The sequence below is a fragment of the Streptomyces humidus genome (assembly GCF_014649655.1).
Lineage (GTDB): Bacteria > Actinomycetota > Actinomycetes > Streptomycetales > Streptomycetaceae > Streptomyces > Streptomyces humidus.
This window is the reverse complement of the sequence record NZ_BMTL01000022.1, coordinates 75,983-89,579: the sequence shown is the minus strand read 5'-3', so window position 1 is coordinate 89,579 and position 13,597 is coordinate 75,983. Positions and strand designations below refer to the sequence as shown.

The window sequence follows — 13,597 nt, the reverse complement described above, 5'->3', positions numbered from 1 at the left end:
GAAGGGTCCGCCGCATGCAACCGAAGCGGCCGTTTTCGTGGTCAACCAGGCAGAGCCTCGACCTGATCCGGCCGGACCGACCACCCGGCCGCCCGAGCGGAAGCGGACCATGAGATATCGCAGCAGAGTGACGGCCCCGGCGGCCGTCCTGATCGGCACGGCGGCAGTACTGGCGGGGGGAAACACGGCCCGCGCGGCCGGGAGGACCGACGACACCCCGGCGCCCGGCAGGACCGACGACACCCCGGCGCCCGGGACGCTCGGGGACCCGGTCTTCCCGAACCTGGGCAACGCGGGCTACCGCGTCGCCGCTTATCACCTCGACCTCTCGTACGACGCGACGACCGCCCTCGTCGACGCCACGGCGACGCTGGAACTGCACACCACGCAGGCCCTTGCCCGCCTCTCCCTCGACTGTCTCGGCCTCGACGTCCGCACGGTCCGCGTCGACGGGCGCACCGCCGCCTTCGAGCAGGCGGACGAGAAGCTGTGGATCACGCCCGCCTGTGCGCTGCGCGCACGGGACCGTGCCACGGTGTGCGTGACGTACACGGCCGACCCGCGGCGGACCCTCGCGCACACCGCGTGGGTGCCCACCCCGGACGGGTTCGCGATATGCCCCCAGCCGGACTCGGCGCACACCGTGTTCCCCTGCAACGACCACCCCTCGGACAAGGCGCGCTTCACGTTCCGCGTCACCGTCCCCGCAGCCCTGCGCGCGGTCGCGAACGGCTCACTGGTGTGCACCGAGAACCTGGCCGGCGACCGCACCGCGTACACCTACCGCTCCCGCTCGCCGATCGCCACCGAGCTGGTGCAGATCACGGTCGGCGACTACGTCGTGAAGGAGCGCCGGGGGCCGCACGGGCTGCCCCTGCGCGACGTCGTCCCCACGGCCCGGGCCGAGGCCCTGGAGCCCGCCCTCGCCCTCACCCCGGGCCTGGTCGAGTGGCTCGAGGCCCGGCTGGGCGCCTACCCCTTCGAGACGTACGGACTGCTGCCCTGCAACTCCGACGACCCGAAGGCCTTCGACTTCACCGGCCTGGAGACGCAGACCCTCACCCTGTACAAGCCGAACTTCCTGCTCCAGGCGGAGCCGAAGATCGGCTCGCACATGATGCACGAGCTGGTCCACTCCTACTTCGGCAACAGTGTCAGCCCCGCCACCTGGGCCGACCTGTGGCTCAACGAGGGCCACGCCGATTTCTACGGACTGCTCTACCGCTACGAGCGCGGCTGGGCGGACTCCCTGGGCCTGACCACCTTCGAGGCGCGGATGAAGGACACCTACGCGCGCGGCGACCAGTGGCGCAGGACCTCCGGCCCGGTCGCCGCGCCGACCGCGGCCGACCTCTTCGACAGCCAGCGCTATCTGGGCGGCGTCCTCGTCCTGTACGCCCTGCGGCAGCTCATCGGGGAGGACGCCTTCCACGCGGTCGAGCGGGCCTTCCTGGCCCGGTACCGCGACTCCTCGGCCTCCACCGAGGACTACATCGCCGTCGCCTCGCGGGTCGGCGGGCAGGACGTCTCCGGGTTCCTGCGCGACTGGCTGTACGGCACGACGACGCCGAGGATGCCCGGACATCCGGACTGGACGGTCACCCCGGCGCCCCCGTCCCTCACCGCGCCGCGCCGCCGCACGGACGTGCGGTGGCACGAGAACTCGGCCACGCTCTGACCCCGGGCGCCGCCGTCAGCCGTGCAGGGCGGACGTCCCGTCCTGCACGGCCCCGTCGCCGGTGCGCTGCTGCGGGATGACCACCGCGCCCTGCTGCAACGCCACGGTGCGGGCCGGCGCGGGGATCCGGATGCCCTCCTCGCGGTACCGGCGGTGCAGGCGCTTGATGAACTCGTGCTTGATGCGGTACTGGTCGCTGAACTCGCCGACGCCCAGGATGACGGTGAAGCCGATCCGCGAGTCGCCGAACGTGTGGAAACGGATGGCGGGTTCGTGGTCCGGCAGGGCGCCGTCCACCCCCGTCATGACCTCCGCGACGACCTCCGACGTCACCCGCTCCACCTGCTCCAGGTCGCTGTCGTAGGCCACGCCCGCCTGCACCAGGATCGTCAACCGCTGCTCGGGACGCATGTAGTTGGTCATGTTCGTCTTCGCGAGCTGGCCGTTGGGGATGACGACCAGGTTGTTGGACAGCGCGCGCACGGTCGTCTGACGCCAGTTGATGTCCTCGACGTAGCCCTCCTCGCCGCTGCTCAGCTTGATGTAGTCGCCGGGCTGGACGGTCTTGGAGGCGAGGATGTGGATGCCCGCGAAGAGGTTCGCGAGGGTGTCCTGCAGCGCGAGCGCCACGGCCAGACCGCCGACGCCCAGGGCGGTGAGCAGCGGGGCTATGGAGATCCCCAGCGTCTGCAGGACCACCAGGAAGCCGATGGCCAGGACCAGGATCCGGGTGATGTTCACGAAGATCGTGGCCGATCCGGCGACACCGGAGCGCGAGGAGGTCACCGACTGCACGAGCCCGGCGACGACCCGCGCCGCCGACACGGTCACCACGAAGATCAGCAGCACGGTCAGGCACTGGTTGACGGTGTGCTGGAGGGGCTTCGCCAGCGGCAGCACCGCGGCCGCGGCCGCCGCGCCGCCGGCGATCGCCGCCCACGGCACCACGGTGCGCAGCGCGTCCACCATGACGTCGTCGCCGCTCCACCTGGTGCGCTTGGCGTGCTTCGCCAGCCAGCGCAGCAGGGTGCGCGAGAGGAAGGCGGCCAACAGCCCGGCGGCCAGGGCGATTCCGGCGACGACACTGTCGTCCAGGGTCAGGGCGCGGTTCACCGGTCGCCTCCGGGAGGTCGATGCGCGGCCGCGGGGGCCGTCGACGGCCGGAGGGGGATTCTCGTCACGATGTCACCTGCTCGGTTCCGGGATGTGCGGTCGCCCCTCCCGCTCGCTCGCGGAGAGGCGCGACCTCTCATCCTGCCGTATCCGGCAGGGGAGTTCGTACCGGAGGATCCGGCCGCGACGGCGCAATCACGCAGTCCCGCCGCGTCCTTCGCCCCGGCCTCCCCGCCCGGCTCTCGGTCTCGCCTCCCCGCCCGGCTCTCGGTCTCGCCTCCCCGCCCCGGCCCTCGGCCGGATCGGGGTCGCCACCGCCCCGGCGGAAGCGGCCCCGATCGGGGGGACGCCGTGGGGAAAGCGGCGGGAGCGGGCCGGCGCCGAGCGGGTTCAGATGACCTTCATCCGCACCAGCGCTCCCAGCGTCAACGCGCCCGGCACCAGCGGCAGCCACACGGTGATGATGCGGTAGCCGAGCACGACGGCCGTGGCGACGGCCACCGGGCCGCCGGCCGCCACCAGCGCCACCACCAGCGCGGCCTCCACCGAACCGATCCCGCCGGGCGTCGGCACCAGCGCGACCGCCGCCGTGGCCGCGAGATACGCGACCGCCATGTGCGCCGCCGGCACCGGCAGCCCCAGGGCCCGCCCCACCGCCGCCAGACCGGCCGCCTGCAGTACCGGGAACGCCAGGGAGCCGCCCCACAGCGCGAGCACCCGGGCCGGACGGCAGTGCACCGAGCGGGCCTCGCCCAGCGCGGTGCGCAGGAAGGAGACGACCGCCGTCCGCAGCCGCCGTACCAGGAGCAGAGCGCCCGCCGCCGCCAGCGCGACCGCACCGAGCGCGGCCAGCAGCGGGCCCAGCGTTCCGCCGGGCAGCAGCGAGCCGAGCCGCAGCGCGTCGGGGAAGACCAGCAGCAGCACCGCCAGCAGGCCCACCCTGGCCACGCCCTCCGCGAGCAGATACAGCGCGAGCGCCGCCGAGGAGCGGGCCAGCGGCACCCCGCACACCGTCATGAACCGCAGGTTGACCGCGCTGGCGCCCAGCCCCGTGGGCAGCAGGTGGTTGGCCGCGCCCGCCGCGAACTGCGCCGCCAGCAGCCGCCGCCCCGGCAGCCGCTCCACGACCGCGCCCTGCCGGGTCACGGCTGCCGCCACCCAGGTGAGACAGGTCGCGCCGACGGCGGCCAGCAGCCAGGGCCACTCGGCCCGCCGCAACTGCGCGACCCCCTCGACGAGTACGGAGCGGTGCCGCACCGCCACCACGGTGACGAGCAACAGGGGCAGCAGGCACAGGACCTGGCGCACCGGAAGTCGCCTGGCCGGCCTGAGCGGGGGGAGCGGAACCGTCGTCACACTCGGAGAGGTTCTCGCCGCCGCGCCAACCACGGGTTGCGGAAGCGGGGACGGAACATTACGTACTGTCATCGGGTCCTTCGTGTTCGAGACCTTCGGTTGCGTGACCTTCGGTTGCGGAGCCTTCGGTTGCGGGACCATCGTGCGCGAGTTCTCCCGGGACGAGGTCGTCATGTCCGGATTCGTCGTTTTCGGGGCCCTCGTGGGGAGCGGTGTGGGAAGAGGCGTGGGGAAAACATTGACCTCAAGGAAGGTCGAGGTTCTACGGTCGCTTCCATGAGCATGGACGCCACGGCCATGACGCAGTTGTACAGCGTCATGCACGCCCAGCAGGAACGCCGCCCCTTCGACCGGGCGACACTTCGCCGCATCGGCGCCTTCGCGCGCCCGCACCGCCGCCGTATCGCGCTGTTCGTCGTGCTGGGGATGCTGACCGCGCTGCTCGCCGTCGCCACCCCCGTCCTCGCGGGACGGGTCGTCGACGCGATCGTGTCGCACGGCGACGCGGACACCGTCGTCCGGCTGGCGCTGCTCATCGCGGGCATCGCGCTGCTGGAGGCGGCGCTCGGCATCCTGGGCAGGAGGCTCTCGTCGACGCTCGGGGAGGGGCTCATCCTCGATCTGCGCACGGCCGTGTTCGATCATGTGCAGCGGATGCCGGTCGCGTTCTTCACACGTACCCGTACGGGAGCGCTGGTCTCCCGACTCAACAACGACGTGATCGGTGCCCAGCGCGCCTTCAGCAACACGCTCTCCGGAGTGGTCTCCAACCTGGTCACCCTGGTCCTCACCCTCGCCGTCATGCTCACCCTGTCCTGGCAGGTCACGCTGCTCGCGCTCGTCCTGCTGCCGGTGTTCGTGATCCCGGCGCGGCGCATGGGCAGCCGGATGGCCGGCATGCAGCGGGAGGCGGCCGCGCTCAACGCGGCGATGGGCACCCGCATGACCGAGCGGTTCTCCGCGCCCGGCGCCACCCTGGTCAAGCTGTTCGGCCGCCCCGAGGAGGAGTCGGCCGAGTTCGCGGCCCGGGCGGCCCGCGTCCGCGACATCGGCGTCCGCACGGCCACCGCGCAGTCGGTCTTCATCACGGCTCTGACCCTGGTCTCCGCCCTGGCCCTCGCCCTCGTCTACGGACTGGGCGGCCGGCTCGCCCTGAGCGGCGCCCTCGAACCGGGCGCCGTCGTCTCCCTCGCGCTGCTTCTGACCCGCCTGTACGCCCCGCTCACCGCCCTCGCCGGGGCCCGGGTGGAGGTGATGAGCGCCCTGGTCAGCTTCGAGCGGGTCTTCGAGGTGCTCGATCTGAAGCCGCTCATCGAGGAGCGGCCGGACGCCCGCGAGGTGCCCGAGGGCCCGGTCTCCGTCGAGTTCGACGACGTCCGCTTCGGCTACCCGTCCGCCGACAAGGTCTCGCTCGCCTCCCTGGAGGAGGTCGCGGCGCTCGACGCCCGCGGCGGCGACGAGGTCCTGCACGGCGTCTCCTTCCGCGCGGATCCCGGGCAGACCGTCGCCCTCGTCGGCTCCTCCGGCGCCGGCAAGTCGACCATCGCCCAACTTCTGCCCCGGCTCTACGACGTCGACGAGGGCGCCGTCCGCATCGGCGGCGTGGACGTCCGGGAGCTGAGCGCGGCCTCCCTGCGGGCCACGCTCGGGATGGTGACCCAGGACGGCCACCTCTTCCACGACACCGTCCGCGCCAACCTCCTGCTCGCCCGGCCCGCGGCCGACGACGACGCGCTGTGGGACGCCCTGCGCCGCTCCCGCCTCGACGACCTCGTCCGCTCCCTGCCCGACGGCCTCGACACCGTGGTCGGCGAGCGCGGCTACCGGCTCTCCGGCGGCGAGCGCCAGCGGATGACCATCGCCCGGCTGCTGCTGGCGGGCCAGCGCGTCGTCATCCTCGACGAGGCCACCGCGCACCTCGACAACACCTCCGAGGCCGCCGTCCAGGAAGCCCTCGCCGAGGCCCTCGCGGACCGTACCGCGCTCGTCATCGCCCACCGGCTGTCCACCGTGCGCGCCGCCGACCTCATCCTCGTCGTCGAGTCCGGGCGGATCGTGGAACGCGGCACGCACGAGGAACTCCTGGCGGACGGCGGACGGTACGCGGAGCTGTACCGCACGCAGTTCGAGCAGCCGGGGATGACCGACGTGCCCGAGGCGGCCGCTCTCTGAGGCGGCCGTTCCGGTCTCGTGGAACGTCCCCGTGCGGCCGGCCGGCGCGACCGGTCACGGCGATCGTCCGCTACCCGCTCGGCGGGCCCGCCTGCGCAGGGTGCCCGGCCGGGCGGGCCAGCGCGTCGACGCCCGCGCGGAACAGCCACGGCAGCCGCCGTGCCAGGGGCACCAGCGCCGCGCGGGCCGGGGGCGTCCGCGTCGCGCCCAGCAGCGCGTGGGTCAGCCAGCGGCAGCGCCGGGTGAGCTGGCGCCAGTCCCGCTCGTAGCCCGCCAGGTCGCCGCCGACGACGGCCCGCACGGCCGCCGACGCCTGGGCGAGGGCCAGCGCGATGCCCTCGCCGGTCAGCGCGTCGACGTAGCCCGCGGCGTCGCCGACGAGCAGCACGCGACCGGCGGTGCGCGCGCCGGCGTCCTGCCGGAGCGGCCCCGCCCCGCGCACCGGCCCGGCGGGGCGCGCCCCGGCCAGCCGCTCCCGCAGCTCGGGGAAGGCGGCCAGCTGGTCGTCGTACGGTCCGCGGGCGGCGGTGAGCAGCGCGACGCCCACGAGGTCGTCGGCCACCGGGGTCACATAGGCCTCCGCGCAGCGGGCCCAGTGCACCTCGACGTGGTCGCTCCAGGGGACCGTCAGGAAGTGGCGCCGCAGCCCGTGACGCGGGCGGCCCCGGTGCGGCCGGTCCAGTCCCAGGGCCCGGCGGATCGGCGAGTGCAGCCCGTCGGCGGCGACGAGGTGACCGGCACGGGTCCCGTCGACCCGCACGCCGCTCTCGTCCTGCTCGACCCGGCGCGCGGTGCGCCGCTCCACCCGTACCCCCGCGGCCAGCACCGCCTCGCGCAGCGCGGCGTGCAGCGTCGTACGCCGGACCCCGCGGCCCGGGCCCGCCCGGAAGCAGGCGTCGACGTGGCGCGGTCCGGCGACGTAACGGATGCCGCGCAGGTCGCGCCCCGGCGGGCGCACGCCGAGCGCCTCCAGCGCGGCCACCGCGCCCGGCATCAGCCCCTCGCCGCACGCTTTGTCGACGGTGCCCGCCCGCTGCTCCCACACGGCGACGTCGAGCCCGGCGCGGGCCGCGTGCAGGGCCGTCGCCAGGCCCGCCGGTCCTCCGCCGACGACGAGCAGATCCATGTGCGCCTCCCTCAGGCCAGCCGCGTCAGGGCCGCGTCCTCGGTGCGGACTCGGGTGACCAGCAGGAAGCCGTTCAGTGTGGTGAAGACGACGGCCGTGACCCAGGCCGAGTGCACCAGCGGGAGCGCGAGCCCCTCCACGACGACGGCGACGTAGTTGGGATGCGGAAGCAGCCGGTAGGGGCCGCCCGTCACGCGCGCGGCGCCCGGCACGACGATCACCCGGGTGTTCCACTGCCGTCCCAGCGTGGCGATGCACCACCAGCGCAGCGCCTGCGCGGCCACGACGAGCGCGAACATGGCCCAGGCGAGGAGGGCGGCCGTGTCGGGCCGGCGGGTCCACGCCTCCACCAGCGCGCCGGCGAGCAGTCCGGTGTGCAGGGCCACCATGAAGGGGTAGTGCCCCCGCCCGCACTCCGTGCCGCCCCGTGCCATGCTGAAGGCGGCGTTGCGGCGGGACACGGCCAGTTCGGCGACCCGCTCCAGACCGACGGCCAGGACCAGGACGGTGAACGCGGCCACACTGTTCACCGCCCACCGCCCGGAGCGCGCAGCAGGACCAGTTCGGAACAGAACCCCGGCCCTATGGCGAGCATGAGGCCGTGGGAGCCGGGCGGCGGCGGGCGGTCGGCGAGCGTGTCCGCCATGACGTGCAGCACCGAGGCGGAGGAGAGGTTGCCGATCCGGCGCAGCGAGTCCCAGGTCAGGCCGAGGGCGTCCCGCTCGACCTCCAGGGCGTCCTGCAGGGCTTCGAGGACCTTGGGGCCGCCGGGGTGCGCCACGTACCAGCCGACGTCGTCACGGGTGAGACGGTGGTCGGCGAGGAAGCCGCGGACGTCGTCGCCGATGTGACGGCGCACCAGGTCGGGGACCGAGGCGTCGAGCACGATCCGCAGCCCGCCGGACCCGACGTCCCAGCCCATCATGCGCTCCGAGTCGGGGTAGAGACGGCTGCGCGAGGCGAGCACCTCGGGCCGGGCCGGGTCGTCGGTCCGCGCGAGCGGGTGCTCGGAGCCGACGGCGACCACCGCGGCGGCGCCGTCCCCGAACAGCCCGCCGGCCACGAGGTTGGCGACCGAGGCGTCGTCGCGCTGCAGGGTGAGCGAGCACAGCTCGACCGACATCAGGACCGCGACCCCGTCCGGACGGCCGCGCAGCAGGTCGTGCAGCCGGGCGACACCGGCCACGCCCGCCACGCACCCGAGGCCGACGAGGGGCAGGCGCACCACGTCGGGCCGCAGCCCGATCTCCGCCGCCACACGGGCCTCCAGCGAGGGCACGGCCAGGCCGGTCACCGTGCAGGACACGATGTAGTCGACGTCGGCGGGGGTGAGACCGACGTCCTTGAGCGCGTCGACGACCGCGCGGGCGCCGAGTTCGACGCCCGCCCGGATGAAGACGTCGTTCGACCGGCCGAAGTCGCCGAGACGGGCGTACTCGGGCAGCGGGAGCACGGTGTGCCGGGTCTCGACGCACACGTTGCGGTGCAGGCGCTCCACGACCGCGCGGTCGGCCCCGCCCCCGGCCAGCGTGGCGCTCAAGGACTCGGTGATCTCCTCCTGGCGGTGTCGGTGCTCGGGCAGGACGCCGCGGACGCTGAGGACGCGCATGGCCATGCAGGCTCCTGGTGGTCGTGGTCGTGGTCGTGGTCGTGGTCGTGGTCGGCCGATCGGGCGGACGGCTGCCCAGCGGGCATCGGGGCAGCCGGGGAGCGGGGGAGCGGCAGGGCGCCGGGACAGGGGACGGGGACGGGCGGCCGGGGCCCCGAGGCCGGGGATCCCGCGTTCGTGGACGCGCGGGCCGGCCCGGGCCAGGCCGGCCCGGCGGGCCGACGGCGTCATCGGCCGGCCGCCACGAGCAGCGCGACGTCGACCAGGGCGATGGTCACCGCGGCCCGGAAGGGAGTACGACCGTGGGCCGACAGCGTGAGCACGGCGAGGACGATCACCAGGGCGAGGGCCGCCCACGCCCAGGCGGGGGGATTGCCCGCCGGGCCGAGCACGGTGAGCAGCGAGGCGGCGGGCAGCAGCGCGGCGGCCAGGACGCGCGAGCGACGCTCGCCGATCCGGTGGGGGAGCCCGCGGACGCCGGTGCGTTCGTCGTCGGCGAGGTCGGGCAGCGTGTTGAGCAGATGAGCCCCCACCCCGAGCGCGGCGCCGGCGCCGGTCATCCACGGCGGCGCCCAGCCCTGGCCGGGGCCGGCGAGTGTGACGACCGAGGGCAGCGTCCCGAAGGCGCAGGCGTACGGCGCCCAGGACCATGCGGTCGCCTTGAGCCCGAGGTTGTAGGCGTGGCCCGCGCCGGTGGCCAGGGTGCAGTTGAGCAGCGCGGTGCGCCAGCCGGCGAGCACGGACAGCACGAGGCAGGCGAGTGCGGCCACGGCCAGGGCTCCCGCCGCCCGGCCGGCCGGGAGGCTGCCGACGGCCAACGGCTTGTCGGAGCGGCCGACGGCGCGGTCGCGACGCAGGTCCAGCAGGTCGTTGCCCCAGCCGACGGTGAGCTGGCCGGTGAACACCGCGGCGGTGACGAGGACGGCGTCGAGCGGAGGCAAGCCGCCGCGGAGCGCGAGCAGCCCCGCGACGACGGTGACCGCGAGGGCCGGCCCGCCGTGAGCGGCGGCGAGCAGCGCGGGCAGGGGACGCGGTCCGGGCAGGGCCGGGACCGCACGGGTCGTCACGGGCACCGGCGCCCCGTCCCGCCCGGCGCGTGCCGGGCCGTGCGACGGACCGCGAGCGCGGGGCCGAGCGCGCCGCACACCGTGCGCGAGCGCGCCCCGGCCGGGGGGACGGCGGGTGCGCCGGGCGGGCGTCGTCCGACGCGGCCGGTGCTTCCCGTCGCACGGGTGACCATGAGGGGCATGCAGCATCGCTGCCACGCAGCCCGCCCGCTCACACGGGGCACTCCGGCATCCGGCGGACGCGAGGGGCGTCGCCCGCGCCCGACGGCGGTGGGCCGGCCGGGACGCCCGCCGGCCCACGCGGCCGCACGGGCGGAACCGAAGGGGCGGACCGGCCTCCCGCGGCCCGTCCGCCCCTCCGGCACGCGGTCAGAACAGCGCCAGCGCCGAGGAAGACGCCTTGAGGTCGCCCAGCTTGCCGTGCCACAGATGAGTGGGATCGGCCTCGACGGCCTCGACCAGCTCCTTCATGGCGATCAGCGCGTGCGGCACGTCCCCGTCGTAGACGTCGCCCTGCAGCATCCGGATCATGTCGATGCGGTAGCGCGGGTCGTCGATGAAGGCCGTGAACAGGACGTTCAGCCGGTAGTACATCGAGATGAAGTCGTACCAGATGTTCACCCCCCGACGCAGGGTGCTCACATAGGTGGCGAAACGTCCGGCGCCGAAGTCGCCCGCCGACGCCGCGGCGACGATGTCCTTCGCGGCGAGTCGGGCGCTGTTCATGGCGACGCTCACACCGCTGGAGAAGATCGGGTCGACGAAACGGGCCGCGTCCCCGATCAGGACCAGACCGTCGTCGGCGATCTTCCGCATGCCGTAGCTGTAGTCGCCCTCGGACTTGAACGGGCGCAGTCGCGTCGCGTTCTTCAGCGCTCCGAGCAGTTCCGGCCGGGTCGCCACCGAGTCCCAGAAGTACGACTCCAGGTCGTCCTTGGCCGCCTTGAACCGTGCCTTCTGCGTGACGACTCCGACCGAGGTGATCGTGTCCGTGATCGGGATCTGCCACACCCAGGTGTTCTCCTGCGGGAGGAAGTGCACATGGATGTAGTCGGCGTCCTCCGGCCTGCGGGCCACCGAAGCCCGGTCGAGGCCCTCGAACCAGGTGTGCACCGCGTACTGGTCGAACACCGGGTCGGGGACCTTCACCTTGAGCTGACTGCCGACCAGCGTCCCGCGCCCGCTGGCGTCCACCACCATGCGCACGGGCACGGCGACCTGCTGCCCGCCGATCCTCGCCAGCAGCCGCGGACGCCGCGCGTCCGAGAAGTCGACGCCGTTGACGCGCACGCCCTGGAACACCTTCGCGCCCAGCTCCTCCGCGTGCTTGAGCAGGATCTGGTCGAACTTCCCGCGGTCCACGTGGAAGGTGTACTCGCGGTCGACACCGCGCTGTTCGCGTTCCTGGTACGCGATCTCGGCGACACCCCAGCCGTGCGAGTTCGCCTGGAAACCGGCGGGCGCCGCGGCCCGGTCGTCCGCCGCCGTCCAGGCGGCGCCGTACTTGCGCGGGAAGCCCGCGGCGTCGATCTTGTCCAGCGCGCCGATCTCCCTCAGTACCGGCATCACCGCCGGGACGAGCGACTCGCCCACGTGCTCCCGAGGGAAGACCTGGCCCTCGAACACCGCGACCCGCAGGCCCGCCGTCGCCAGATAGGACGCTACGGTCGAACCGGCCGGGCCTCCGCCGATGACGCCCACGTCGTAGTCGTAGGTCTCAGACACACCCAACTCCCATCAGGTCAGGGACTGTGCTCGACCGAGCGCGGACCGGGGGCGGCGGCACGCAGTGAGACGACCAGGTCCGCCACCCGCCCGAGGTTCTCGAAGTTGCGACGGGCCAGCCCGGCGGGAGGCACCCGCACTCCGAACTCCCGGTGCAGGAAGGCGAGCAGGCGAGCCGTCTCGAGCGACTTGAGGATCCCCGACTCCACGAGCGACGTGTCCGGACCGAACCCGTCAGCCTCCGGTTCGGGCAGCAACTCGCCGCGGACAAAGGCGATGAGCTTGTGCAGCACCGCATCACGGTCGTCGTCGTCCACTGTCATGTGCCGTCCCGTCTGCGTGGTCGTCTCGGTCACGGGGGCCGAGCATGGCGGGCGGGTCTGGAGGACCGCTCGAGATGCGGCCGCGGCGGGCCGCCGACGCCCGTTCGAGTCACGCCCGACCGGCCTTCGGGACGCTCGCCCCATGATTACCAGCCATCAAGTGGTGTTCCTGCTGCTGGACTTCGCGGTCGTCATCGTGCTGGCCAAGAGCCTGGGGGCACTCGCCCGCCGACTGGACCAGCCCGCTGTCATCGGCGAGATCCTCGCCGGTGTCCTCCTCGGGCCGACGCTCCTCGGTGACCCGGTCGCCGGAGCCCTCGTCCCCACGGACGTCCGGCCGCTGCTCACCGTCCTCGCCGACCTCGGCGTGATCCTCTTCATGTACCAGGTCGGCGTGGAGTTCGACCGGCGCGCCCTGCGCGGCCGGGGAGGCACGGTCTCGGCGGTGGCGCTGGCCTCCATCGTCGTGCCGTTCGGCACCGGAGCCCTCCTCGCCCTGCGCCTGACGGACCATCAACCACACGGCGAGAAAATGACGTTCGTCCTCTTCATGGGGACGGCCATGTCGATCACCGCCTTTCCGGTCCTGGCCCGCATCCTCACCGACCGGGCCATGCTGCACTCCGACGTCGGCCGGCTGGCCCTGGCCGCCGCCGCCGTCGGGGACGCGGTGGCCTGGGCGCTGCTCGCCGTGGTCGTCGCCATGGCCGGCGCCGGGGGCGGCCAGTGGAAGGTGCTCCTGCTGATCCCGTACGCGGCCGCGCTGCTGTACATCGGACGCCCCCTGCTGCGCAGGCTCCTGACCGCCGGCGGCGACCGCGCGGCGCACCGCCGCCCGGCGATCACCATGGCCGGTCTGCTGCTGTCCAGCGCCCTCACCGAGTGGATGGGCCTGCACTTCCTGTTCGGCGCCTTCCTGTTCGGCGTCGCCATGCCCGAGGCGCAGGACCGCAGGCTGCGCGAGGACACGGCGAACGGCCTCGCCGGTGTGGCGGGGCTGCTGCTGCCGGTCTACTTCGTGATCGCGGGAATCCGCGTCGACCTGTCGGGCGTCGGTTCCGCCGACCTGGGCGAGCTGGGCCTGATCCTGGCCGTCGCCATGGGCGGAAAGTTCCTCGGCGTGTTCACGGCGGCCCGGCTCGGAGGTGTGGACGCCCGCGAGTCGGCGACCCTCGCCCTGCTGATGAACACCCGCGGCCTGACGGAGCTGATCGTGCTCACGGTCGGACTCGGTCTCGGCCTGCTCGACACCGGGCTGTACTCCCTGATGGTGGTGATGGCCGTCGTGACCACCGCGCTGGCCGGTCCGCTGCTGAGGATCCTTCACCCGCGGCCGCGCCGCCGGGAGGACCCCGGCCGGCAAGCCCTCGAGACGGGTGCGAACGGCGTGCCCGGCCCCCCTCCCGCACGGCCCTGACGGACCAAGGC

General features: G+C 73.8%; 11 protein-coding genes. 3 read left to right on the top strand and 8 right to left on the bottom strand.

Going from position 1 to position 13,597, the window contains the following annotated elements; translation table 11 throughout:
• Window positions 1-109: 109 nt before the first annotated feature.
• Window positions 110-1,678 (top strand): M1 family metallopeptidase, encoded by a 1,569-nt coding sequence (locus IE239_RS24985; RefSeq protein ID WP_190151620.1) that lies wholly within the window; start codon window positions 110-112, stop codon window positions 1,676-1,678.
• A gap of 15 nt (window positions 1,679-1,693) precedes the next feature.
• On the opposite strand, the gene IE239_RS24980 is transcribed toward IE239_RS24985, so the two are convergent.
• On the bottom strand, window positions 1,694-2,791 hold the full coding sequence (locus IE239_RS24980; protein ID WP_190151619.1) for a mechanosensitive ion channel family protein: 1,098 nt from the start codon (window positions 2,789-2,791) through the stop codon (window positions 1,694-1,696).
• Between the two features lie 390 nt (window positions 2,792-3,181).
• A complete protein-coding gene (locus tag IE239_RS24975; protein ID WP_190151618.1) occupies window positions 3,182-4,147 on the bottom strand; it encodes a lysylphosphatidylglycerol synthase transmembrane domain-containing protein in 966 nt (321 codons plus the stop codon).
• 282 nt (window positions 4,148-4,429) lie between these two features.
• Between IE239_RS24975 and IE239_RS24970 the strand changes: the two genes are divergently transcribed.
• Window positions 4,430-6,319: an ABC transporter ATP-binding protein gene (locus IE239_RS24970; RefSeq protein WP_190151706.1), complete on the top strand. Its 1,890-nt coding sequence runs from the start codon at window positions 4,430-4,432 to the stop codon at window positions 6,317-6,319.
• Between the two features lie 70 nt (window positions 6,320-6,389).
• Here IE239_RS24970 and IE239_RS24965 read toward each other — a convergent pair whose 3' ends face one another.
• From IE239_RS24965 to IE239_RS24940, 6 genes are all read right to left on the bottom strand, one after another.
• Window positions 6,390-7,445, bottom strand: a complete 1,056-nt coding sequence (locus IE239_RS24965) for an NAD(P)/FAD-dependent oxidoreductase (protein WP_190151617.1) — start codon at window positions 7,443-7,445, stop codon at window positions 6,390-6,392.
• Window positions 7,446-7,456: 11 nt separating this feature from the next.
• Window positions 7,457-7,966: an isoprenylcysteine carboxyl methyltransferase family protein gene (locus tag IE239_RS24960; RefSeq protein WP_190151705.1), complete on the bottom strand. Its 510-nt coding sequence runs from the start codon at window positions 7,964-7,966 to the stop codon at window positions 7,457-7,459.
• Window positions 7,967-7,971: 5 nt separating this feature from the next.
• Window positions 7,972-9,060 (bottom strand): type III polyketide synthase, encoded by a 1,089-nt coding sequence (locus IE239_RS24955; RefSeq protein WP_190151616.1) that lies wholly within the window; start codon window positions 9,058-9,060, stop codon window positions 7,972-7,974.
• 221 nt (window positions 9,061-9,281) lie between these two features.
• Entirely contained in the window at window positions 9,282-10,121 is an 840-nt protein-coding gene (locus IE239_RS24950) for a UbiA family prenyltransferase (RefSeq protein ID WP_229878293.1), read from the bottom strand.
• Window positions 10,122-10,490: 369 nt separating this feature from the next.
• Window positions 10,491-11,846, bottom strand: coding sequence for an NAD(P)/FAD-dependent oxidoreductase (locus IE239_RS24945; RefSeq protein WP_190151614.1), 1,356 nt, complete (start codon window positions 11,844-11,846; stop codon window positions 10,491-10,493).
• Window positions 11,847-11,863: 17 nt separating this feature from the next.
• Window positions 11,864-12,202 carry an acyl carrier protein gene (locus IE239_RS24940; protein ID WP_190151613.1) on the bottom strand — a complete coding sequence of 113 codons (339 nt, stop codon included), beginning with the start codon at window positions 12,200-12,202 and terminating at the stop codon, window positions 11,864-11,866.
• 109 nt (window positions 12,203-12,311) lie between these two features.
• Between IE239_RS24940 and IE239_RS24935 the strand changes: the two genes are divergently transcribed.
• A complete protein-coding gene (locus tag IE239_RS24935; protein WP_229878292.1) occupies window positions 12,312-13,586 on the top strand; it encodes a cation:proton antiporter in 1,275 nt (424 codons plus the stop codon).
• Window positions 13,587-13,597 lie beyond the last annotated feature (11 nt).

Coding starts and splice junctions, on each gene's coding strand:
- IE239_RS24965 (WP_190151617.1), bottom strand. CDS start 7,445: ATGGATCTGCTCGTCGTCGGCGGAGGACCGGCGGGCCTGGCGACGGCC.
- IE239_RS24985 (WP_190151620.1), top strand. CDS start 110: ATGAGATATCGCAGCAGAGTGACGGCCCCGGCGGCCGTCCTGATCGGC.
- IE239_RS24935 (WP_229878292.1), top strand. CDS start 12,312: ATGATTACCAGCCATCAAGTGGTGTTCCTGCTGCTGGACTTCGCGGTC.
- IE239_RS24955 (WP_190151616.1), bottom strand. CDS start 9,060: ATGGCCATGCGCGTCCTCAGCGTCCGCGGCGTCCTGCCCGAGCACCGA.
- IE239_RS24970 (WP_190151706.1), top strand. CDS start 4,430: ATGGACGCCACGGCCATGACGCAGTTGTACAGCGTCATGCACGCCCAG.